The organism is Rhizobium acaciae (assembly GCF_025941625.1).
In the GTDB taxonomy this organism is placed as follows: domain Bacteria; phylum Pseudomonadota; class Alphaproteobacteria; order Rhizobiales; family Rhizobiaceae; genus Rhizobium; species Rhizobium acaciae.
Window position 1 is genome coordinate 1 of record NZ_JAPCZO010000024.1, and the last position, 22,059, is coordinate 22,059.

A 22,059-nucleotide genomic window follows, 5' to 3' on the forward strand; every position below is an offset into this window, starting at 1 on the left:
ACGTGAAGCCGACCGAAACGGCGGCCGACAATCGGTTGAACGCCGCAGACAGTGCGGCCAAAGAAAAACCGGTCATTCACGAAGAACGCGAGGCGGTGTCAGCGGACCTGGATCATGCCGAGGAAGCGGCTAGTAGTGTTAATGACACGACAGATGTCAAAAGCGCCACGCTCACGAAAGCGGTTGATCCGGCCTTATCCAATGAGGCCGACGTAGCCGCGTACGCCGCACCAAGGGCATTGCCAGTAGGCGAACGTCCAACTCGAAAGCGCAGCAGGCGGAGTAAGAAAGTGAAAACGATTACTGTCGTTCTTCCATCTTCTCCGGGCGTTACCGCCGTTTCTGACGACGCAGTGAGCCTCGATGGCGAAATCAGACTGCTCCGGGATCAGCTGGCGACGAAGCTTAGGCTGCAAAACGCACAACTGAAGAGGATGCTGGATCGATTCGAGCGCTGAAATTGTCATTTCCTATCGTACCCAATCGCGGCCAGTGTGCCTTGGCTCGGAACGGGTATGAGCTGCGTTGCGCGCGAATTGGATAAGGTCTAGCTGGCCTGCCGCCCAAATGAGAGAGAGCTAGCCGCGGGGCTTTCATACGGCTGTGCTCAATTCCGATTCCGCCTGCCTTTACCGAAATTACTCGGCGGTCCCTCCGCCTCCACCATCAGCCCGGCTGACCGGTTGGCAGTGACGTGAAGTCATCCTGGCCAGTTTGCCCGACCACCGTCCCACGACATTGCGTGGCGTGGCAATAATTGCAAAGGCCACCTCGCGTCGTCGAGAGATTTGAGGCGACATACCTCCGTCTTTGCTTGCCTCGCCGAACAACAGCGCGATCGACCGTTGCCGACCGGCACTTGACCCCACTCTCGCGCCTTGCCTGGATGTTCATCGCTTAGGATGACGATCTCGATTGGCGCGTAATGTCGTATTGCACTCGGTTCATCTGCGAAGCTGGCGACGGAATGCCGGCTCGCGGATCTGTCATGCCGTCTAAACCTCCTCCTTGGATTGCGGCCATCGCGTCCTGCCCGGCTTTTGGTCCCGCCAGGCCCGCGATGGCCGCGACCTCGAATCGGAGGTTCGGTCAAGATTTTCCGACCCTCGTCCGTCCGCGTCCGCAGAATGATGGCAGTTGACGCGAAACGCTTTTTGACGATACGGCAACGCGAAGGGCGAATGGCGGATGGCCGGACGATAAGGCGGAAGAGCTGCGGAGAATGGGTTTGAAACGGGCGGTGGATTTTTTCCTGGCTTTGATTGCGTCGGCGATCCTGCTCGTTCCAATCCTTGTCGTCGCTCTTTGTGTTCGCCTTACCTCGCCGGGACCGATCCTCTATTGGTCAAAACGTGTCGGCCGTTTCAATCAGATCTTCCTGATGCCGAAATTTCGCAGCATGCGCGTCGACACACCGACGGTTGCCACGCATCTGCTCGAAGATCCGGATCGATTTCTGACACCCATCGGCTCGTTTCTGCGCAAATCCAGCCTCGACGAACTGCCGCAGCTCTGGTGTATTCTCGAGGGGAAGATGAGTTTCGTCGGCCCGCGGCCGGCACTCTACAATCAATATGATCTGATAGAGTTGCGCACCGCCCATGGTGTCGACAAGCTTCTGCCCGGACTGACCGGATGGGCGCAGATCAATGGCCGGGACGAATTGCCGATTCCGGAGAAGGTAACATTCGATGTCGAATATCTCGAACGCCGCTCGTTCGGCTTCGACATAAGCATCCTGCTTATGACGGCCGAGAAGGTCATCCGCCGTAAGGGCATACGGCATTAAGCTACCTACTTCTGATAGATAAGTCGGTGCGGAAGACCTTGATTTCCGATTATTTCAGTTGCGCTCGTTGCAGAAAATGACAAGAAGGTGGTTGTCTGATTGATCCGCGAGACGCTGGTAAGCAATGCCCGAAAATACCCCCACTGAGACGCCGCGCTCAGGATGGTTCTTAATGCCGATGCAAGCGCTCGTCGCCCCTCTGCTGGCGATGCCGCGGGTTGCCAAACGCGCTCTGGCCTTGCTGCTGGATTCCAGCTTTTGTGTTCTGACGATCTGGCTCGCCTATTGCTTCCGCCTCAACGAATGGACGGTGCTGACCGGTGTGCAGTGGCTGCCGGTCTTCGTTTCACTGTGCATGGCCCTTCCCATCTTCATCGTCATGGGCATGTATCGGGCGATCTTCCGTTATGCCAATATGGCTGCTTTCATAACTGTTCTGAAGGCGATTGCGATCTACGGCGTCGCCTTTATGACGATATTTACAGCCCTCAGCGTCCCCGGTGTTCCGAGAACCGTCGGCATCCTCCAGCCCTTCCTGCTGTTGATTGCGATCGGGCTGTCGAGGTTAAGTATCCGCTACTGGCTCGGGGATGCCTACCAGCGCATCCTTCACAAGAATATGCTCGCCAAGGTGCTGATCTACGGGGCAGGGACGGCCGGGCGGCAATTGGCCGGTGCCTTGATCAACAGTGCCGAACTCAATGTCGTCGGCTATCTGGATGATGATCCGCGTCTCAAGGGCGGCGTCATGGGTGGTTTGCCGATCTACGACCCCTCGGATCTTCCGGTGCTTGCCGAATCTCTCGGCGTGCACAACGTGCTTCTTGCTCTTCCCTCCGCATCGCGGCAGCGTCGCAACGAAATCCTGGAGCACATCCGTAAAGCCAGGGTCAATGTTCGCACGTTGCCGGATCTCACTGCCCTGGCTCAGGGACGCATCGCCGTCTCCGACATCCGAGAGCTGGAGATCGAAGATCTGCTCGGAAGAGAAGCGGTCGCGCCGCGCCAGGAGCTACTCGACAAGTCGATGCGCAACAAGGTGGTGATGGTCACCGGTGCCGGCGGCTCGATCGGCGGCGAGTTATGCCGTCAGATTTTGCGCACCGGGCCTTCCAGCCTCATCCTCATCGATCAGAACGAGTTTGCGCTTTATAATATCCATGCCGAATTGCAGAAGCTGGCCGAACTGTACAAGCATGAAAATATGCAGATCGTTCCGATTCTGTGTTCTGTCCGCGATCAGGATCGCATGGAACATGTCATGCAGAGCTGGCGACCTCAGACGCTCTATCATGCAGCCGCTTACAAGCATGTTCCCCTTGTCGAACACAATGCCGTGGAAGGCATCAAGAACAATGTGATGGGTACGCTGGTCGCGGCACGCGCGGCGAATAAATGCGGCGTCTCGAACTTCGTGCTGATCAGTACAGACAAAGCCGTGCGTCCGACAAATGTGATGGGCGCCAGCAAGAGGTTGGCAGAGATGGTTCTGCAGGCGCTCGCAGCAGAATCGGCGACCGACAGAATGCGAACGAATTTCTCCATGGTCCGTTTCGGAAACGTCCTCGGCTCCTCCGGATCCGTCGTGCCGCTGTTCCGGCAGCAGATCAAGGACGGCGGCCCGGTGACACTGACACATCCTGATATAACCCGCTATTTCATGACCATTTCGGAGGCTTCTCAACTCGTCATTCAGGCCGGCGCGATGGCGGAGGGGGGAGATGTCTTCCTGCTCGACATGGGAGAGCCGGTTCGCATCGCCGATCTCGCCCGCAAGATGGTCGAGCTTTCCGGGCTGGCCGTCCGCGACGAAGACAATCCCGAAGGCGATATCGAGCTGTCCGTTACCGGTCTTCGTCCCGGCGAGAAGCTCTTTGAAGAGCTGTTGATCGGGGATAATCCTGGAACAACCGAACATCCTCGGATTATGAAGGCGCGCGAGGATTTCCTGTCCTGGCCCGAGCTGTCGCGGAGGCTCAACGCGCTCAACGCGGCATTGGACCGGAACGATATGATCGCTGCACGTGCGACATTGGCGGAGCTCGTTTCCGGCTATTCGTCAACGGGTGAGGTCTCGGATCTGGCTTTCACCGGCGCCGAGCCAATACGGCTACCTCAGACAATTCAAAGCACGCTGTAGGGTCTGCAGGCTTAAGGGGTGCCGGACATCAGATCCGAACGACGGGCGCAAAGCCCGTGCTGCCGCGATCCGCACAAATAAGGGCGACCATGTAGGCGAAGATCGGATCCAAGGCCTTCTGATTGAACATAATGCCAAAGCTGCCCGTGATGACGTAGCTGCTGAACAGCAGAAGAGCGAGCGCAATCGCTAAATCCCGGCCCGGTCCCGCTTCCTTTCTGCAAGCGCCGATCACAGGCGTCAGCAGCATCAGCGAAAGCGCCGCAATGCCGAAAACGCCGGCGTCGATTCCCGCGGTGAGGAAACCGTTGTGGACATGCGAGTAGGGCAACTGCGGCCTCACGCTCTCGGGCAGCTCAGCCAAAACCGAAGCCATCCGGTTCTGCGGGCCATAACCCGTCAACGGGTCCTTGCTGATTGCTGATAGTGCGCCTTTGTACAAGGCGAAGCGCGCACCGATCGACGTGATCTCGCCGTCACTGCGTTCGAGCGACGTCAGATTCTCCTGAAGCGCCTGGATGCGATGGAGAACCTGGCCGCTGCCCAGGGCGATAAGTCCCGCCAACAGCAAGGAGCTGGTAATAGCGAGGCTGCGCAAACTTAGATGGAAGCTGTGTTTGCGAAAATACCAGAGAAAGATGACGACATGGACGGGAATGACCAGCCAGGCCGAGCGCGTTCCCGAAAGCAGAACACAGCCTAGCCCGGCGGCATATCCCAATATCGCAATTCTTTGCTCCACGCTTCTGGGAGATTGAACGTTGAGAAGCGCAATGCCGCCGAAAAGAACGCCTATGACGCCCAGGAGTGCAGCGTTCGAAGTCCCGGCCTCTGCCCTCTCCATCAGAAACATGATCTGCAGGAGACTGAAAAGAAAGGTGACGATCATGCCGATGCCTGCGCCGAGGATAAAGAGCGGCACGAGACGGCCATCGGGAGATTGGCGCATCCGCGGCAATAACAGCCAGACCGAAAAGAAAGGCAGAAGCCGGAATATCCAGTCCAGTTCTTCGGAGTAAGGCGGGTTGATGAAGATGCTCGCGATCATCACCAGCGGATAGATCGACATGCCAATGGCCACCAGCCGGTCGGATTTCGACAGGTTCAAGGCGAGGCTGCCCGTGGCCAGACAGTAGGCGCCCCATACCATCGACGCGAGGAGGATGAAGGAGTTAAAGTTCGGCGAAAGCCCTGGAAGTATCGCAAAGAGAAAGACCGCAATGCGGTTATTTCGGTCGAGTGCACTTCCGGCTTCATTCCCGGGATAAAGCACTGCCATCTTGAGTTGTCTGAAATAATTCACTTTGCCGGTCCTGACCGTGGCCATACTGCCTCGCTAAGGATCGTTATCACGGCTGTCAAGCTATGATGAGGATGCAATCTATGGCTTTATTCGACGTGGTATTCCAGCAACAGGCGTCCGGACAGACGTGGTTCTGTTCGATGATGGGCGTCCAATCGGTACGATGGTAAGGCCGGCTTCAGCAGAAAACACGTCTGGGGTGCGAGCGTGATGTGAAGGTTTGATAGCCAGCAGCCGACGAACGTACCGAGAGAAGAAGGCGGCATCATTGGGATCGGCGGAGAACCGATGCATGCGCCTCGTTGAAGCGAAGCGGCTGCCGCTACCGCCAATATGGGCGTGTCGAACCTTCCGCCGACGATCGACCAAGGAGATAGCCAAGCCCGAATGCGACAATGCCGGTAGTGAGCAGCAATGCGCTTGCGGTATGCGGGTGCTCTCTGGCACCGAAGGCGACGGCATAAGCCTCACGTTTCATCTCTCTGGCTGCCGACTTCGCGACCTTGGTCAATCCCTCCGGCTGCTCAGCGGGCGTTCCGGTGAATCCGGCGTTCAAGTTCTGTTTGTCGGTCATGTCTAGGACCTTTCTGAATGGCATGAGGTCTGAGATTGGCGCGAGGCGGAAAGTCAAACCTGCTCGCGTGTGCCGGGAGAGGCTTCGCGTTGATCGGCGTCCTCGAGATCGGTCTTGACGAGGAATGCATCGGTATGTTCGCGCGAGGCCTCTCGCAATGCTGCGAGGTTTGGAGGATTATCGGCTTCGCCCTGCTGCGCATCGAGTTCATGTTCGGCCAGGGCCCAGCGATGCCCGTGCTTGCCTTCCGGCCTCCCTTCATTCTCCCACAGGGAATATGCCCTTCTTCGGATCTCCTCCTCTCGGCTGGTTGCTGGCGACCCGCCGCTCAGCCTGTCGATTTGGTTTGCGGCTCGCCGAGCCATTTTCCGTCCGCCTGCGTCCACGGCGGGTGGAGTTTTCGGCCGGCCGCCGTCAGTCGTATTTTCGCTTGTCTTGCGTGGTGCTGGCTTTTTCATGAGAGTCTCCTTGCGGATCTCAACCAACTTGGCCGATCTAAGTTCCAAACAAAGAGTGCCTCGGCGTAGAGATCGGCTTTCCATAGGTCTACGCCGTTCACCCGCGCTTTCGCACCGTAATTGCCGTTCAATGTTTTTGCCTCGAGCCCGCGGCCCGCCGGTCGACTTGCTCAATTCGCGAAGCGCCGAACCTTGAGCGGCATGTCTTGGCACGGCGATAAAACTGATATACTAGTATGCCGCGGAGTTTCAGCGTCCCGGTATATCCATGCAGCAAGCATCAGAAACCGAAGTTTTGGTCGTCCCGGCATCGCGGGAGGCCGGGGGCAGGCTGCGCCGTATCACCACGGCCGGCGCCATCTACGATCGCCTCTATGCCGACATCGTGTCGTTACGGATGCCGCCTGGCATGCTGTTGCAGGAAAAGCGGATCGCCGATGATTTCGGCGTCAGCCGCACGCCGGTGCGCGAGGCGCTGCTCCGGCTTTCCGAAGGCGGACTGGTCGATATCTACCCGCAGTCGGGCACCGTGGTGTCGCGGGTGCCTGTCTCGGCGATCCCTGAGGCGGTCGTCGTGCGCAAGGCGCTCGAAGGCGCGACAGTCGAGGCTGCGGCTCTGACCGCGACGACCGCCGATATCGCCCGTCTCGACGCCATCATTGCCCGGCAGCGGGCGCATGCCGCGACCGGCAATGCCTCGAGCTTCCATGAGGAGGACGAGGCCTTCCATGAGGCGATCACGCAGATATCGGGTTATCCCGGCATCTGGGCAATCCTGAAAACGGTCAAGGTGCAGATCGACCGGGCACGGCGCCTGACGTTACCGGTGCTTGGGCGCATGGATAATGTCGTGCAGGAACACATGATCATCCGCGATGCGCTGGCCGCCCATGATGCAGCGGCGGCACGCAGTGCGATGATCCATCATCTGAGTGCCGTCATTCCCGATGTCGACGAGTTGCGCGCGCGTTACCCCGATTATTTCTGCTGACGGCAGGCCAACACGAAACGAAAAGCGAGAGGGAAGGAAGAAGGATGCGACAGGGTTGGAGATGGTTCGGACCGGAAGCGCCGGTGACGCTGGATGATGTCCGCCAGACGGGCGCGACGAATATCGTCTCTTCGCTGCATCAGGTGCCGATCGGCAGGGCCTGGACGGAGAAGGAAGTGCGCGAACGCCAGGCTCTGATCGAGACGACGCCCGGCGACCGATCGCCGCTCGTCTGGTCGGTCGTCGAGAGCATTCCGATCCCCGACGCCGTCAAGCGCAAGGGCGGGGAGGCGAAGGCCGAAATCGAGGCGTGGATCGCCAGCCTCGAAGCGGTCGCCGCCTGTGGCATTCCGATCGTCTGCTATAATTTCATGCCGGTGGTGGACTGGACCCGCACCGAACTCGATTTCGTGACACCGACGGGCGCCACTGCCATGCGTTTCGACCACGAGCGCTTCGCGGCCTTCGATCTCTTCATTCTGGAACGGCCGGATGCGGCGCAGCACTATTCTAGCGAAGACCGCGAACGGGCGCGTATCGTCTTCGAGGCGATGACGGACGATGAGATCGCCGACATCACCCGCATCATCACCTCGGCTCTGCCGGGCTCGACCACCGAGCCTCTGACCATTCCGGCCTTCCGGGAAAAGCTGGTCGCCTATAGCGGCATCGATGCCGCAAGGCTGCGCCGACACCTGGTCGAATTCCTCGAGGCGGTGACGCCGGCTGCCGAAGCGCGCGGCGTCAAGCTGACGCTGCATCCCGACGATCCGCCGCGTTCGCTGTTCGGCCTACCGCGCATTGCCTCGACGGCGGACGACTATGCCGCTCTCTTCGATGCGGTGCCGTCGGCTGCGAACGGCATGTGTTATTGCACCGGCAGCCTCGGCGTGCGCGCCGAAAACGACCTGCCGGCGATCGCCCAACGCTTTGCCTCGCGCATCCATTTCGCCCATCTGCGTGCCACGACACGCGAGGGTGACGGCCGGACATTCCATGAAAGCGCGCATCTGGAAGGCGACGTCGATATGGTCGCCGTTCTCAGCGAACTGGTCGCGGAAGACCGCCGCCGCAGTCCCGAAGACACCATCGTGTTCCGGTCGGACCATGGCCATCGCATGCTCGACGACCTCGACAAGGTCGTCACACCAGGCTACCCGGCCATCGGCCGCATGCGCGGCCTCGCCGAACTGCGCGGTATTCTGCATGCGCTGGGTGCGCCGCCGAACTGAGCTGGATTCCCACGCTTGCGCCGGCCGCTCGTCAAGGAAAAGTCATTGCGCTCTGAAGCCCGAGCGATGCTTCAGAGCGCGCAACCTTTCAGGAAAAGATCGGCGCACATCTTCGCCCGCGCCTGGATCGCCTCGATCTTCGGCGGCGGCTCCTGGTGCAGGATCGCCGCGCGCTGCGGCTCCATGGTCATCATGCCACGCAGCATGCCGCAGGCCAGATGCGGATCGTCGAGTGCAATGAGGCCGCGGTCGACCTGCAGGCGCAGCCAGTCTTCCATCAGCGCATTGGTGCGCAGGATCGCCCGTTCGTAGAAGGATGTGGCAATTTCAGGAAAACGGTCCGACTCGGCGATAACGAGGCGCATGATGGTGACCGTATCTTCCGAAAGCGTCAGCATGCCGTAAGCCATCAGCATGCGCTCCAGGCCATCTCTCAGATCGGCAGCGGCAAGCATCGGGGGATCGAGCGCCAGCAGGAAGCGGCTGATACGCTCGGAGACCACGCTGGCGAAGAGATCGGCCTTGGTCGGAAACAGCCGGTAGAGCGTCTTTGTGGAAATACCAGCCTCCTGGGCGATCGTGGCGATGCTTGCCGCCGCGTAGCCGTTCTCGTGAAACTGGGTGTCTGCCGCTTCGACGATCAGGTTTCTGGTGTCGTCGTCACAGCGTATCTGCGGCCGGCCTCTCGGCCTCTTCTCGATTTGTTGATTTTGGACCATAACGATTTTCCAAATTCATGTTGACATCCATTTTATAGTGCATATTTTAGAAAACATCAAGTTTCCTAAATCGCATTCACCCCATCAGAGGCCGCAGCCCTCGTGACAGCGACCGTCATCAGGAGAAAGATAATGACCATCAAGACGCTGCGTGCCCAGAACAACAATACCGCCCTCGAAACAACCGCCGAAGCCGCACCGGCAAGCCTGGACGCCGGCCAGCCGCCGCGCGTCGCGGAAGCTGCCGCCACTGTTGCCGAGGAAAAGCCCGCCCGCGGGCGCGGCGGGCGCTCCCTGCTTCTCGGCGCCACCGCACTCGTGCTGATCGCCGCCGGCGCCTATTACGGCCATGATTACTGGACGGTCGGCCGCTTCCATATCTCGACCGACGATGCCTATGTGAAGGCCGACAACAGCACCATCGCTCCGAAGGTTTCCGGCTATCTCGCCGAAGTCCTCGTCATGGACAACGAGACCGTGAAGGCTGGCCAGCCGCTCGCCCGCATCGACGACCGCGACTTCAGAACGGCCCTTGATCAGGCCAAAGCCGACGTCGCCGCAGCCGAGGCCACCGTCAACGCCAAGCAGGCTTCGCTCGATATCCAGCAATCGACGATCGCCGCCGCCCGCGCAACGGTCGACGTCGACCGCGCCAACGAGACTTTTGCCGAGCAGAACAACAAGCGTTATTCGAACCTTGCCACCAGCGGCTATGCCCCGGTCCAGACGGCGCAGCAGGCCGCCTCGCAGATCGCTGCCGCCCAGGCCACCATTGTCCGCGACACCGCCTCACTCGACGCCGCCGTCAAGCAGGTCGACCTGTTGAATGCCGAGCTTGCCCAGGCAAAGGCAGCACTTGCGAATAGCCAGGCCATTCAGCATCAGGCCGAGCTTAACCTTTCCTATGCGACGATATCAGCTCCTGTTGACGGCACCGTCGGCAACCGGACGCTGCGCGTCGGCCAATATGTCCAGGCCGGCACCCAGCTGATGTCGGTCGTGCCGACGACGGCTGCCTATGTCATCGCCAACTACAAGGAAACCCAGCTGACCGACGTCAAGGCCGGACAACCTGTCGATATCGAGGTCGATATGTTCCCGGGCCGCACCTATCACGGCCATGTCGACAGCCTTGCTCCGGCAAGCGGCCAGGAATTCGCCCTGCTGCCGCCCGATAACGCCACCGGCAACTTCACCAAGGTCGTCCAGCGCATTCCGGTCAGGATCGTGCTCGACGGCGATGCTGCCGCCAACGGCGACCTGCGCCCCGGCATGTCGGTCCAGCCTAGTATCGACACCAAGAACGACCGCAGCTAGGCCGGGGGACGAGGAGTTTGTGTCATGTCCACCATCGCAGCAACATCAATCGCCCTCCCGCAGCCGAAAACCGGCGCCAGCACCAGGGAATGGATCGCCGTTCTCGCCGGCATGATCGGCGCCTTCATGGCGATCCTCAACATCCAGATCACCAATGCCTCGCTTCTCGACATCGAGGGCGGCATCGGAACAGGCGTCGATAACGGCGCCTGGATCTCCACCTCCTACCTGATCGGCGAGATCGTCGTCATCCCGCTGACGGCCTATTTCAGCAACGTCTTCTCTTTCCGCCGTTATATCCTCGTCAATTCCGTCCTCTTTCCGCTGTTTTCGATCGGCTGTGCCTTCGCCCATGATCTCGGCACGATGATCGTGTTGCGCGGCCTGCAGGGTTTTGCCGGCGGCGTGCTGATCCCCATGGCCTTCACCATGGTGCTGACCAAGCTGCCGAAGCATCAGCAGCCGCTCGGCCTTGCGGCCTTCGCGCTCTCGGTCACCTTCGCACCGGCGATCGGCCCGACCATCGGCGGTTATCTCACCGAAAACTACGGCTGGCAGACGATCTTCTTCATCAACGCCGTCCCGAGCGCCATCATGGCGGTCGCCCTTGCCCTGACGCTCGACAAGCAGCCGATGCAGCTCGGCCTGCTCCGGGAAGGCGACTGGGCGGGGATCATCAGCATGGCGATCGGCCTCTCGGCATTGCAGACGGTGCTTGAGGAAGGCAACAAGGAGGACTGGTTCTCCTCGCCCTTCATCGTCAAGCTGAGCATCCTCGCCTTCGTCTTCCTGGCGGCCTTCATCTGGATCGAGCTGACGGTCAAGAAGCCGCTCGTCAAACTGCGGCTGCTGACCCAGCGCAATTTCGGCATCGGCGTGCTGGTCAATGTTCTGGTCGGCGTGGCGCTCTTCGGCACCGTCTACATCCTGCCGCAATATCTCGGCCAGGTGCAGCGATATAATGCCGAGCAGATCGGCAACGTGCTGGCCTGGACCGGCCTGCCGCAGCTGCTTTTGATTCCGCTCGTGCCGATGATGATGAAGCGCTTCGATGCGCGTTACATCGGCTTCCTCGGCATATCGATCTTCGCGATCAGCTGTTTCATGAACATCACGCTCTCGGCCAATAATGCCGGCGACCAGTTCCTGATCCCGAATATCGTGCGCGCCATCGGCCAAGCCCTGGTGCTGACACCGATCACCGCCATCACAACTGCCGGCATCGCTCCATCAGATGCCGCCGCTGCCTCGGGCCTGACCAACATGCTGCGCAATCTCGGCGGCGCGGTTGGCACGGCTTCGCTCGGCACGATCCTGACCAAGCGCGAGCAGTTCCATTCTAATATCATCGGCCAGTCGATCACGCTGACCCGTGACGAGGTCCGTGACCGCCTGACCCAGCTAACCGGCTACTTTACCCAGCATGGAGTGACCGATCCGGCCGTCGCCTCCCGGAAGGCGGCCGTTGCCCTTGGCCAGATCGTCAAGCGCCAGGCCCTGATCATGGGCTTCAGCGATACATTTGCAGTGATCGGCGTCGTGCTGGTGCTGGCGGCGATTGCTCTGCTTTTCACCAAGAGGCCGCAGGCTGGCGGCGGTGCCGGCGCCCATTGAAACGGCAGCGCTCGCCCGGCTTCCCGGCGAGCGCTATCTAAAAGATCCGGCTAACGAAAAGCCCTCTTTCTCGGGAAGGAGGGCCTAAATGCGAAAAGCCTATTGCGGAATTTCGACCGTAAAGGCGAAGCGGGCCACAGCGCCCGGCGCCAGGATCGTGGTGGACGGCCTCGCCGACAGCTCGCTCGAGCCTCCGGCTTCCGCAGCCGTTCCATGCCAGGGCTCGACGCAGAGGAAGGGCGCACCCGGCTTGGTCCATAGCGCAAGGTTGGGCAGGTTTTCGAAATGGAACTGCATGGTCGGCCCGCCTTCGGCGCCGTAACTCAAGCCGTCACCCGCACCATCAGGGAAAATCATCGCATCCTGTTCGAACATCGAATGATCCAGCACCAGCCGGCCGGCATCGAACGGCGAGGGCAGGGCCGCGGGGTTGATGAGTCCGCCTTCCAGCCGCACAAGAACCGGCTCGCCTTTATTGTCGAGCGTCACGATATGGTCGCGCCCGGAAGCATCTGGCAATGGCCAGGCGAAGGCCGAATGGAATCCGAGGCCGAACGGCATCGCCTTTTGGTCGCGATTGCTGACCTCCGCCGTGACAGTCAACGCCCGGCCCTCGACCGCATGCACAACGGCCAGCTGAAACTCGAAGGGATAGACCGCCCGCGTCGCCTCCGAGGCGGTCAGTTCGAACCGGCACATCGTCTCGGTGGATGCCGCAAGCGTGAATTCGCTGCGGCGGGCAAAACCATGCTGGGCCATCGGATAGACCGTGCCGTCGATCGCGATCTTGTCGTCAGGTGCTTTGCCGACGATCGGAAAGAGGATCGGCGAACGCCCGGTCCAGAAGGCCGCGTCGCCCGTCCACAGCCATGAGCGCCCATCGCTTGACGTGAGCGCCTGCATCTCGGCGCCGAGGGTGGAGACATCGACGGTGAGATCCTGATTCCCGATCCGGATGGAGGTTGGCATCGCGTTTCCCTTTCGCATTGGTTCGGCACCAAGCCATACCTTTCCGCACCGGGGATTTCCACTCGATAGGTGGAGTGACGGCTGCCGCATCAGCCGTCGCGGCGCTATTTTCGCACCGCGCCCAGTCTTGCGATCACTTCGTTCGGGATGCCGTAGCGCTGAATGGCGTCGCGGTTGTTCCGCAGGCCGCAGATCTCACGCTGGATGAAGAACGCCCAGACGGCGTCGGAGGCTTCGTTGAGAAGCCTCTCGCGGTCTTCGCCGCTCTGGCGGTTGGCAGCCCAGGCCTTCAGGGCGGCAAGGGCCGCCTCCACCTTCAGCCCGTGACGTCCAAGCGAATCCGCGCGTTCCGACATCAACTCGTATTCGAGGACGTTGAAGCCGTTTCTATCCTGCTCGGATTGTCTAAAGGATTGCGGCGGACGAACGCTCATTGGCACAGGTCTCCGGTGGCGTGAGCCGCGATATTAGCCAATCCTGTTCCAAATTAAAGAAGGTGGCCATGATGTCGTTCGAAAACCGCTCATGCCTTTCGGCATCATACTCGTGATCGAGAGGGTGGGAAACAGGGCTATCCTGCGGTTTCCCCGCATGGCATAAGCGCGCCAAAATCTCCTTCTCCAGGCTCCCGCGCAAACCATGATCCGTATCGAAAATATCAGCAAGCAGCTCAGCCACCGCATCCTCTTCATCGAGGCGTCCGCAGCGCTTAACAGAGGCGAGAAGATCGGTCTCGTCGGCCCGAACGGCGCCGGCAAGACGACCGTCTTCCGGATGATCAACGGCGAGGAGCAGCCCGACGAGGGGCAGGTCTCCGTCGAGAGGGGCGTCACCATCGGTTATTTCAACCAGGATGTCGGCGAGATGGCGGGCCACAGCGCCGTCGCCGAGGTGATGAACGGCGCCGGTCCGGTCAGCATCGTTGCCGGCGAATTGCGTGATCTGGAGGCGGCCATGGCCGATCCCGAGCAGGCCGACAACATGGAGGAGATCATCGAGCGTTACGGCGAGGTGCAGGCGCGTTACGAGGAGCTGGACGGTTACGCGCTCGAGGGCCGCGCCCGCGAAGTACTCGCGGGGCTGAGTTTCAGCCAGGAGATGATGGACGGCGATGTTGGTGCGTTGTCGGGCGGCTGGAAGATGCGCGTGGCGCTCGCCCGCATTCTCCTTATGCGCCCCGATGTCATGCTGCTTGACGAGCCGAGCAACCATCTGGATCTCGAAAGCCTGATCTGGCTGGAGGAATTCCTGAAAGGTTACGAGGGCGCGTTGCTGATGACCTCGCACGACCGCGAGTTCATGAACCGCATCGTCACCAAGATCATCGAGATCGATGCAGGCACGCTGACGGCCTATTCCGGCGACTATGAATTCTACGAGCAGCAGCGGGCGCAGAACGAGAAGCAGCAGCAGGCCCAGTTCGAACGCCAGCAAGCGATGCTCGCCAAGGAGATCAAGTTCATCGAGCGATTTAAGGCGCGCGCCTCGCATGCCTCGCAGGTGCAGAGCCGCGTGAAGAAGCTGGAGAAGATCGACCGGGTGGAGCCGCCCAAGCGCCGCCAGATCGTTTCCTTCGAGTTCCAGCCGGCGCCGCGCTCCGGCGAGGACGTGGTCAACCTGAAGAACGTTCATAAGAAATACGGCAGCCGCAGCATCTACGAGGGGCTGGATTTCATGGTGCGGCGCCGGGAACGCTGGTGCATCATGGGCATCAACGGCGCCGGCAAGTCGACGCTGCTGAAACTGGTGACCGGCTCCACCGCGCCGGATCAGGGCAGCGTTGCGCTGGGCGCCAGCGTCAAGATGGGCTATTTCGCCCAGCACGCCATGGACATATTGGATGGCGAGCGCACTGTCTTCCAGATGCTGGAAGACCAGTTCCCGCAGGCAGGGCAGGGGCCCTTGCGCGCGCTGGCCGGCTGCTTTGGTTTCTCCGGCGACGATGTCGAGAAGCGGTGCCGGGTACTATCCGGCGGCGAGAAGGCGCGGTTGGTCATGGCGATCATGCTGTTCGACCCGCCGAACCTGCTCGTGCTCGACGAGCCGACGAACCATCTCGACCTCGACACCAAGGAAATGCTGATCAAGGCGCTGTCGCAGTATGAAGGCACGATGCTGTTCGTTTCGCACGATCGGCATTTCCTCGCCGCACTCTCCAACCGGGTGCTGGAACTGACGCCCGAGGGTGTCCACCAATATGGCGGCGGCTACACCGAATATGTGGCGCGCACCGGCCAGGAGGCGCCCGGCTTGCGAAGCTAACGGCTTTTTTTGCCCAGCATGTCGAAACCGTCGGCGTCGAAACGACCAGCGGAGAGCCGGTGAGCGATATCGGTTGGCCGCTCGAAGCAACGGAGGAGAAAATGCCCATGCTGTTGGATCGGATCGAGGTCGTCACCCTGTTCGTCGATGATATCGACGAGGCCAAAGCGTTCTACCAAAAGGTCTTTGCGCCAGAGGTCGTCTATCAGGACGCAGTATCCTCGGTCCTGAAATTCTCCGGAACGATGATCAACCTGCTGAAAGTGACGGAAGCGCCTCAACTGGTCGAGCCGTCGGCGGTGGCAGCACCGGGTTCCGGCGCGTGCGTCCTGCTGACGATCAAGGTCGATGCCGTCGATGCGGTTTGCGCGCAACTGCGCAAGCTCGGAGTCACGCCGCTCAATGGTCCGATCGATCGTCCATGGGGCCGCCGCACCGCGGCCTTTGCGGATTCGTCGGGCCATGTCTGGGAGGTTGCGCAGGAATTGCGCTAAACTGGTGTCGCCGAGTTCTGAGGTCGCCTTCAGATTTTGCGACCATGACGCACCTCGGTAATGGCAGTTCGTCCACGCGAAGAGCGGATTCGACGGCCATCGCCACGATGATGACCAAATTCCGTGGTGTTCGAGGGCCTCTTCATGCAATCGGGGACGGGCACAACGGCATGGACTGGATCAATCGTTATATCGATCAGCCGCTACTGCACGGCGCGGCGGGTTTGTTGCGGAGTTGGCATCTCCGCACGCGGCAACCGCCGGAACTGTTGGAGCCGACATGGAATCTCGTCGTGCTCTCCTTTCTCCTGATCGCGAGCGGGCAGGTTATGGCCGGCGAGACTTTCACGCTCAGTGTTGCCGCGCTGATCATGCTGGCGCTGCCGTCCGCGCGAAAACTGCTTTCGGCTGTGAAGGCAGGGGGAGGCGGTTACGGTGCTCGGGAATATAAATCGCTGAGAGCGCGCGCCATCGCCAAACGTGAGGCGGAGTGGTCGGTGCGGATCATCGTCCTGTTCGCATCAGCCTGCCTTCCGTTCATCGCCCGCATCGACGATCCGGTCGGAGCCTGTTTCATGCTGGGAGCCAGCATCTGGTTCGTACTGACCGGGCCGCTCAAGGCCTATCTCGATGCGGCCGAACCTCCCGAGCCGAATGAAGGCGACCGGAGGTATAGCGGCGTTTTTCACTTCGGCTGAAATCAGCCGGAGCCACGTTGCATGTGCCGGCCATGAGACGGACGGGAACCAAATGGGGCGGCCTCCGTTATCTCCGCAGCAACGTAAAAGGAGATTGCGATGCTTTATTACGCTCTGGTGTTTCTCGTCGTGGCCTTGATTGCCGGCGTCCTCGGATTTGGCGGCATCGCAGGGGCTTCAGCTTCCATTGCCCAGGTTCTGTTCTTCATTTTCCTGGTGCTGTTCGTCGTATCGCTCGTCATGCGACTGATGCGAAAAGTATAACGCGGACAAATTAAAGTATAAAAACCCGGCGAAACACGTTGCCGGGTTTTTCTTTATTGCCACACTCGGTTTGACGTCTACATCACTGAAGGTTTCCGTCCCGGTCGTGGTCGGCGGTCGCGAAATCCGACATCACCCGCTGCATGAATTCGGTTCGGCTGATGCGGCCGTTGTGGTTCGCGTCGGTCAAAGTGAATTGCTCGACCGTCAGGATCTGCACCGTCTCGTCGGACTGCAGGCTGCCGTCCTTGTTCTTGTCGAGACTTCCGAAAGCTGTGCCCATGAAGGTCTCGTATTCCGAACGGTCGACGGCCTTGCTGGCATTGCCGTCGAGCCGGTCCATCTGGCCCTGATACATCGATCCGGGCTGTTGCTGCTGTTGCGCCACTGCCCCAACACATTGGCACAGGATGAGTGTCGTCGCGAAAGCCAAGGTTTTCATCGTTTGCTATCCCTCCCAATTATCGGCAAGCTAGGCGGTTGCCTACGAAACCGCCGCCGCCTATGCCGGCGCCGATAGCAAGCACCTGCCCGGTTCCGGCGCCGATTGTGCTGCCGATCAAGCCACCGACAATCGCGCCGCCGACCGTTCCCGCGATGCAGCCGAATTCGGAATTACGATCCGAGACGGCCTGCGAAGTCGGCCCGGACTGGCAGGCGGAGACGGCAAGGCATCCCGCCAGTATGATGTTTGTCTTGCGTATGCGCATCTTTCCCTCCCGATAAATTACCCGCTATCTCCAATAGAGATGAGCGGGCGTACGATTGTCCGGCCCCCGCGAAAATATCGCCTGATTATATTTCTCAAATTCAGACTTGGTTTCTGTTCGAACAGAAGCAGTTTTCCGGACAGCAAGCGGAAATTCTGTGGCAATGCCAAGCAATCATGCCGTTTCCTCTCCAGTTGCAGTGCTGCATGGAGAGTATTTTCAAATAGTACAGCTATCTATACGGCATGGCAACCTTCGCGATCATCGATCGCCTATCCAAATGGGGCGCCTGCAATTTGACGGCGATCAGGATCGTGCCTTTCCGGCAACCATCCCTGACAAGATCGTGAAATAACCGGATGACGCGAAAAGATGCCTTCGAAATGTCCCAATGGGAGCTGAACCGTAAGCGTGTTTGTCGCCTGCGCCCTCCCATGCGCTTTGACATGCGATGCGTAAATGATGCCGGGTCGGGAGCGTTTTGCGGTTCCATCCGTTATCTGTTGCCGAATCTGGTGGCGAGTAGCCGGGTATGCTCCCGTCACGATTTGAGAAGGAGAAACTTATGAAAAAAATTCTTGCGACGGCGTTTGCCGCGGTATCGTTGACGCTGGTCGGCGCTGGGGCGGTCAATGCCGCCGACCTCGGCACCAGGACCTATGAAGAGCCGGACCTGCGCAACGGCGTGAAGATCGGTTACCTCACCTGCGATATCGGCGGCGGCACGGGTTACGTGCTCGGTTCCTCCAAAGAAGCCGACTGCATCTTCCAGTCGACCGTCGGCAACGAACTTTCGGATCGTTATACGGGCGAAGTGAGAAAGCTCGGCATCGACCTTGGTTTCACCACGCGCAGCCGCCTGATCTGGGCCGTGTTCGCGCCGACGGCTGGCTATCACCGCGGATCGCTCGCCGGCCTCTATGTCGGCGCCACCGCCGAAGCGACGCTCGGTGCCGGTGTCGGTGCCAATCTCCTGGTTGGCGGCACCTCCGGCTCGATCCATTTGCAGACGGTCAGCCTGACCGGTCAGCTCGGCCTCAACGTTGCGGCCGGCAGCGCCTCGATGACGCTGACGGCAGCGAATTGATATGCCTTTTCGGTGCCTCCTGCCGTATGACGGCAAGGGGGCGCCATCTCTTCTGAGGCGCGATTTCGCGCCCTCGCATGCCCAAGCCGGATCACGACATGATGGATATTCGAATGGCAACGCCCGACGAGGACGAGATCCTGGTCGGGCACTATCTGAAGATCTGGGACAGCTACGGCACACCACCAGAACACTACAGGCCGGATGCGGCGGCGCGGATCTTGTCTTTCATCAGAAGCGGTCGCGAAGAGCGCCGCCTGACCTCGTTCCTTGCCATCATCGATGGTGACATCGCCGGTTCCGCCTCCTGCCAGCTGCACCAATCGCCCTTTCCGGAGGTCATCCGGCCGGAACAGCGGCTGCACGGTTACATCTGGTCCGTCTATGTTGCCGACGCCTTCCGCCGGCGCGGCATCGCACTGGCGTTGACCAACAAGGCTGTCGACTATCTGAAATCGATCGGCTGCACGACTGCTGTCATTCATGCCTCCGATGCCGGCGAACCCGTCTATCACGCCGCTGGTTTCGAACTGGCGAAGGAAATGCGCCTGAAGTTTTCGGCGGAGTAACGACCGGCGATCGCCGGAGCCCAGCTTTCCGTCTACGCTTTCGCTCGGCCGGGTGCGATAAAAGTAGCGATCGTCGCCTCGTCATGGCCGGCCTCGCGCAGGAAGCGGCTTGCGAATTCGATGGCCGGGCTTCTCAGGGCCTCGTCCGGTCTAATCAGGTGAAAGGCCACATGGTAATCGAGCGTCCGCTCGGATACGGCGACGACGCGCCCGGTGGCCAGCGCGGCATCCGACAGCGGCGGCCGCGCGAGCGCGATCCCGAGGCCCTGGGCGCAGGCATCGATCACCAGATTGTAGTCCTCGAAGCGCCGGTCATGGCCGCGCGGTATATAGTCGACGCCCTCACGAGAGAGCCAACGCCGCCAGCCTTCAATATTCGAATCGTGAAGGATCGGCAGATCGAGCAGCGCCAAGGCATCGGAGCGCTGCCCGAGCCGGTCCGCCAGCGCCGGGGCGGCGATCGGAAACGATTTCTCCTGCCAGAGCGGCAGGGCGCGCACGCCGGCCCATGGTCCCTTGCCGCAGCGAATGGCAAGATCCGTGCCTTCGCCGAAATCCGCCAGCCGGTGTTCGAGCGTCAACTCGACATGCAGCTCGTTTCCTTCGAGCGTCGGCAGGCGCTGAAACAGCCATAGAGAGGCGACGGAGGGCGTCACCGAAAGGCGCACTACCGTCTTGTTGCGGCGAGGCAGCCAGCGTTCGCCGCTATTGCCGAGCAGCGTAAGCGCTTCTTCCGCCCGCGCGAAAAACCGCATGCCTTCCGGCGTCAGGCGCACGCCGCGGGCTTCGCGCGCAAACAGGCGAACGCCCATCCAGCGCTCCAGCCGTGAGACCTGGCGCGACACCGCGCCGTGGGTGATGCCGCTTTCCTCGGCTGCAGCCGAAAACGATCCCAGCCGCGCGGCGCGGGCAAAGGTCTCGAGCGTATCGAGCGGCGGAAGCACTGGTGAGCTGTGAACCATGCGCACATTTGATCATCGATTGCGATGCTTTTCAAGCACGCATCGAAGGCCTAATCACTGTCGCAGCAACATATGGAGGCGAAAATGAGCATGGCGGCAAGCGCACCGATTTCGACGAAACAGCAAGGCGGGTTCGATCTGGTGGCCTTTGCGGCGATCGTCGTCACCATCCTTTCCTGGGCTTCGTCCTTCGTGGTGATCCGCATCTGTCTCGGGCCGCTGACGCCGATCGAACTGGCGACGGCGCGTTATGTGGCAGCCGGCGCCATCGCCCTCGTCTATCTCGTCATCTATCGGCCGATGCCGGAAAAACGCGATTTTTTCCGCCTCTCCGTTGCCGCCGTGCTCTTCATCGCCGCCTATGCGGTTCTGCTGAACACCGGCGAGCAGACCGTTGCGGCAGGACCGGCGAGCTTCATCATCAACACCATGCCCGTCTTCACCGCCCTCATCGCCACATTCGCGCTTGGCGAGCGCTTCGGCCGCTGGGGCTGGGTGGGCACCGCGGTTTCCTTCGGCGGCGTGGCGCTGATTGCGGTCGCCTCCGACAGCGGTTTCAAGGTCGATCCGAATGCCGTCCTCATCCTCGGCGCAGCGCTCTGCTCGGCGATCGCCAGCGTGCTGCAGAAGCCGCTGCTCGGACGGCTGCCGGCGCTTGCCGTCACTGCCTGGATCCTGCTCATCGGTTCCGTGCCGCTGTTTCCGGCCGTCCCGGCGACCATCCAGGCGCTGGCCGCCGCACCGGCGGAGGTGAACTGGGGCGTTGCCTATCTCGTTATCTTTCCGACCGCGATCGGCTACCTCACCTGGGCGATCGCCCTGAAGCGGCTGACGGCCGCCCGTGCCTCGAATTTCCTCTACGGCGTTCCCCCGGTCGCCACTCTGATCGGGTTCGTCTGGTTGGGCGAAACGCCGACGGCGCTCGGCGCGGTCGGTGGCGTCATGGCAATCCTCGGCGTGCTCGTCGTCAACGTGATGCGGAAGCGGTAGCGTCGAATTCAGGCCGTGAAGGCGGCCTGGTAACAGTTAGGCATTGCGCCGCCGTTCGCTTTCTTTAAAACGAAAGCAGATCGAAAGGCGCACGCTCATGTTCTTAACCGACCGGCAAACCGAAATCGTGGCGATTGCGAAATCGAGCGGCAGGGTGCTGGTCGAGGAGCTCGCCTCCCGCTTTTCGGTGACGCCGCAGACGATCCGCAAGGATCTCAACGATCTCTGCGATGCGCAGGTGCTGACGCGCATCCATGGCGGCGCCACATTCCCGAGTGGGACGGAGAACGTCAAATACGAAGCGCGCCGCCAGATCGCCGCTTCCGAGAAACAGGCGATCGGCATTGCCGCGGTCGAGCTGATCCCGAGCGGTGCCTCGCTTTTCATCAATATCGGAACGACGACCGAGGCGGTGGGCGAGGCGCTCGCCGACCATCACGAGCTGATGGTGATCACCAACAATATCAACGTTGCCAATAGGTTGCGACTTTTCCCGGCAATCGAGGTCGTCATTGCCGGCGGGGTCGTGCGTGGTTCGGACGGCGGGATCGTCGGCGAGGCGGCCGTCGATTTCATCCGCCAGTTCAAGGTCGACTACGCCGTGATCGGCGCTTCGGCGATCGATATCGACGGCGCGCTTCTTGACTATGATTTTCGCGAAGTGAAGGTCGCCCAGGCCATCATCGCCAATGCCCGGCATGTCATTCTCGTTGCCGATTCGACGAAGTTCGAACGCACCGCACCGGTCAGGATCGGCCAGCTTTCCCAGGTTCATACCTTCATCACCGATCACTGTCCGGTGCCGTCGATCCGTAATCTCTGCCTGGAAAACAATGTGAAACTGATCGAAACGAACGGCAGATTTCGCTAGACAACGACCCCTCGCAAACATTCGTTTGACATTCGTATTCCTTTCG

24 protein-coding genes are annotated in these 22,059 nt (G+C 60.6%); 15 read left to right on the plus strand and 9 right to left on the minus strand.

What is annotated here, in order from left to right; translation table 11 throughout:
* From OLZ32_RS30265 to OLZ32_RS30275, 3 genes are all read left to right on the plus strand, one after another.
* The coding region (locus tag OLZ32_RS30265; protein WP_264424224.1) for a hypothetical protein at positions 1-458 on the plus strand (458 nt) is incomplete at its 5' end.
* Between the two features lie 764 nt (positions 459-1,222).
* Positions 1,223-1,789, plus strand: a complete 567-nt coding sequence (locus OLZ32_RS30270; RefSeq protein ID WP_264424226.1) for a sugar transferase — start codon at positions 1,223-1,225, stop codon at positions 1,787-1,789.
* Between the two features lie 124 nt (positions 1,790-1,913).
* Positions 1,914-3,929: a polysaccharide biosynthesis protein gene (locus OLZ32_RS30275; RefSeq protein WP_017992439.1), complete on the plus strand. Its 2,016-nt coding sequence runs from the start codon at positions 1,914-1,916 to the stop codon at positions 3,927-3,929.
* A 28-nt stretch (positions 3,930-3,957) separates the two neighbouring features.
* Here OLZ32_RS30275 and OLZ32_RS30280 read toward each other — a convergent pair whose 3' ends face one another.
* From OLZ32_RS30280 to OLZ32_RS30290, 3 genes are all read right to left on the minus strand, one after another.
* Positions 3,958-5,256 (minus strand): O-antigen ligase family protein, encoded by a 1,299-nt coding sequence (locus tag OLZ32_RS30280; RefSeq protein ID WP_264399141.1) that lies wholly within the window; start codon positions 5,254-5,256, stop codon positions 3,958-3,960.
* Positions 5,257-5,554: 298 nt separating this feature from the next.
* Entirely contained in the window at positions 5,555-5,806 is a 252-nt protein-coding gene (locus OLZ32_RS30285; protein ID WP_003549579.1) for a hypothetical protein, read from the minus strand.
* 53 nt (positions 5,807-5,859) lie between these two features.
* A complete protein-coding gene (locus tag OLZ32_RS30290; RefSeq protein ID WP_264399142.1) occupies positions 5,860-6,264 on the minus strand; it encodes a DUF2934 domain-containing protein in 405 nt (134 codons plus the stop codon).
* A gap of 268 nt (positions 6,265-6,532) precedes the next feature.
* Here OLZ32_RS30290 and OLZ32_RS30295 point away from each other — a divergent pair, with 268 nt between their 5' ends.
* Both OLZ32_RS30295 and uxuA read left to right on the plus strand, forming a co-directional pair.
* Entirely contained in the window at positions 6,533-7,255 is a 723-nt protein-coding gene (locus OLZ32_RS30295) for a GntR family transcriptional regulator (RefSeq protein WP_264399143.1), read from the plus strand.
* Positions 7,256-7,299: 44 nt separating this feature from the next.
* Positions 7,300-8,487: a mannonate dehydratase gene (uxuA, locus tag OLZ32_RS30300; protein WP_003549568.1), complete on the plus strand. Its 1,188-nt coding sequence runs from the start codon at positions 7,300-7,302 to the stop codon at positions 8,485-8,487.
* Positions 8,488-8,558: 71 nt separating this feature from the next.
* Here the strand turns inward: uxuA and OLZ32_RS30305 are convergent, their stop codons facing one another.
* A complete protein-coding gene (locus tag OLZ32_RS30305) occupies positions 8,559-9,206 on the minus strand; it encodes a TetR/AcrR family transcriptional regulator (protein WP_264399144.1) in 648 nt (215 codons plus the stop codon).
* A 132-nt stretch (positions 9,207-9,338) separates the two neighbouring features.
* Between OLZ32_RS30305 and OLZ32_RS30310 the strand changes: the two genes are divergently transcribed.
* Both OLZ32_RS30310 and OLZ32_RS30315 read left to right on the plus strand, forming a co-directional pair.
* Entirely contained in the window at positions 9,339-10,523 is a 1,185-nt protein-coding gene (locus OLZ32_RS30310) for an HlyD family secretion protein (RefSeq protein ID WP_017992435.1), read from the plus strand.
* A gap of 24 nt (positions 10,524-10,547) precedes the next feature.
* Positions 10,548-12,137: an MDR family MFS transporter gene (locus tag OLZ32_RS30315; protein WP_264399145.1), complete on the plus strand. Its 1,590-nt coding sequence runs from the start codon at positions 10,548-10,550 to the stop codon at positions 12,135-12,137.
* Between the two features lie 99 nt (positions 12,138-12,236).
* Here OLZ32_RS30315 and OLZ32_RS30320 read toward each other — a convergent pair whose 3' ends face one another.
* Both OLZ32_RS30320 and OLZ32_RS30325 read right to left on the minus strand, forming a co-directional pair.
* A complete protein-coding gene (locus tag OLZ32_RS30320) occupies positions 12,237-13,106 on the minus strand; it encodes an aldose 1-epimerase family protein (RefSeq protein WP_264399146.1) in 870 nt (289 codons plus the stop codon).
* Positions 13,107-13,210: 104 nt separating this feature from the next.
* Entirely contained in the window at positions 13,211-13,540 is a 330-nt protein-coding gene (locus OLZ32_RS30325; protein ID WP_032986963.1) for a DUF6665 family protein, read from the minus strand.
* Positions 13,541-13,745: 205 nt separating this feature from the next.
* Here OLZ32_RS30325 and OLZ32_RS30330 point away from each other — a divergent pair, with 205 nt between their 5' ends.
* From OLZ32_RS30330 to OLZ32_RS30345, 4 genes are all read left to right on the plus strand, one after another.
* The gene (locus OLZ32_RS30330; protein ID WP_003549557.1) at positions 13,746-15,368 is read left to right on the plus strand and encodes an ABC-F family ATP-binding cassette domain-containing protein; all 1,623 of its coding nucleotides are present in this window, start codon (positions 13,746-13,748) and stop codon (positions 15,366-15,368) included.
* 101 nt (positions 15,369-15,469) lie between these two features.
* Positions 15,470-15,862, plus strand: coding sequence for a VOC family protein (locus tag OLZ32_RS30335; protein ID WP_264399196.1), 393 nt, complete (start codon positions 15,470-15,472; stop codon positions 15,860-15,862).
* Positions 15,863-15,969: 107 nt separating this feature from the next.
* Positions 15,970-16,560 (plus strand): hypothetical protein, encoded by a 591-nt coding sequence (locus OLZ32_RS30340; RefSeq protein ID WP_003549554.1) that lies wholly within the window; start codon positions 15,970-15,972, stop codon positions 16,558-16,560.
* A gap of 99 nt (positions 16,561-16,659) precedes the next feature.
* On the plus strand, positions 16,660-16,824 hold the full coding sequence (locus OLZ32_RS30345) for a DUF1328 domain-containing protein (protein WP_003549551.1): 165 nt from the start codon (positions 16,660-16,662) through the stop codon (positions 16,822-16,824).
* Between the two features lie 82 nt (positions 16,825-16,906).
* Here OLZ32_RS30345 and OLZ32_RS30350 read toward each other — a convergent pair whose 3' ends face one another.
* Together OLZ32_RS30350 and OLZ32_RS30355 are read right to left on the minus strand one after the other, a co-directional pair.
* A complete protein-coding gene (locus OLZ32_RS30350; protein WP_003549548.1) occupies positions 16,907-17,266 on the minus strand; it encodes an EF-hand domain-containing protein in 360 nt (119 codons plus the stop codon).
* 19 nt (positions 17,267-17,285) lie between these two features.
* Positions 17,286-17,534, minus strand: a complete 249-nt coding sequence (locus OLZ32_RS30355; RefSeq protein WP_003549546.1) for a membrane protein — start codon at positions 17,532-17,534, stop codon at positions 17,286-17,288.
* Between the two features lie 565 nt (positions 17,535-18,099).
* Between OLZ32_RS30355 and OLZ32_RS30360 the strand changes: the two genes are divergently transcribed.
* The gene (locus tag OLZ32_RS30360) at positions 18,100-18,621 is read left to right on the plus strand and encodes a DUF992 domain-containing protein (protein ID WP_003549545.1); all 522 of its coding nucleotides are present in this window, start codon (positions 18,100-18,102) and stop codon (positions 18,619-18,621) included.
* A gap of 77 nt (positions 18,622-18,698) precedes the next feature.
* On the plus strand, positions 18,699-19,190 hold the full coding sequence (locus OLZ32_RS30365; protein ID WP_264399147.1) for a GNAT family N-acetyltransferase: 492 nt from the start codon (positions 18,699-18,701) through the stop codon (positions 19,188-19,190).
* Between the two features lie 32 nt (positions 19,191-19,222).
* Here OLZ32_RS30365 and OLZ32_RS30370 read toward each other — a convergent pair whose 3' ends face one another.
* Complete coding sequence (locus OLZ32_RS30370; RefSeq protein WP_264399148.1) at positions 19,223-20,152, minus strand: LysR family transcriptional regulator; 930 nt, start codon at positions 20,150-20,152, stop codon at positions 19,223-19,225.
* A gap of 72 nt (positions 20,153-20,224) precedes the next feature.
* Between OLZ32_RS30370 and OLZ32_RS30375 the strand changes: the two genes are divergently transcribed.
* A complete protein-coding gene (locus OLZ32_RS30375; protein WP_264399149.1) occupies positions 20,225-21,142 on the plus strand; it encodes a DMT family transporter in 918 nt (305 codons plus the stop codon).
* A gap of 97 nt (positions 21,143-21,239) precedes the next feature.
* A complete protein-coding gene (locus OLZ32_RS30380) occupies positions 21,240-22,013 on the plus strand; it encodes a DeoR/GlpR family DNA-binding transcription regulator (RefSeq protein WP_003549541.1) in 774 nt (257 codons plus the stop codon).
* The last annotated feature ends 46 nt before the right edge of the window (positions 22,014-22,059 follow it).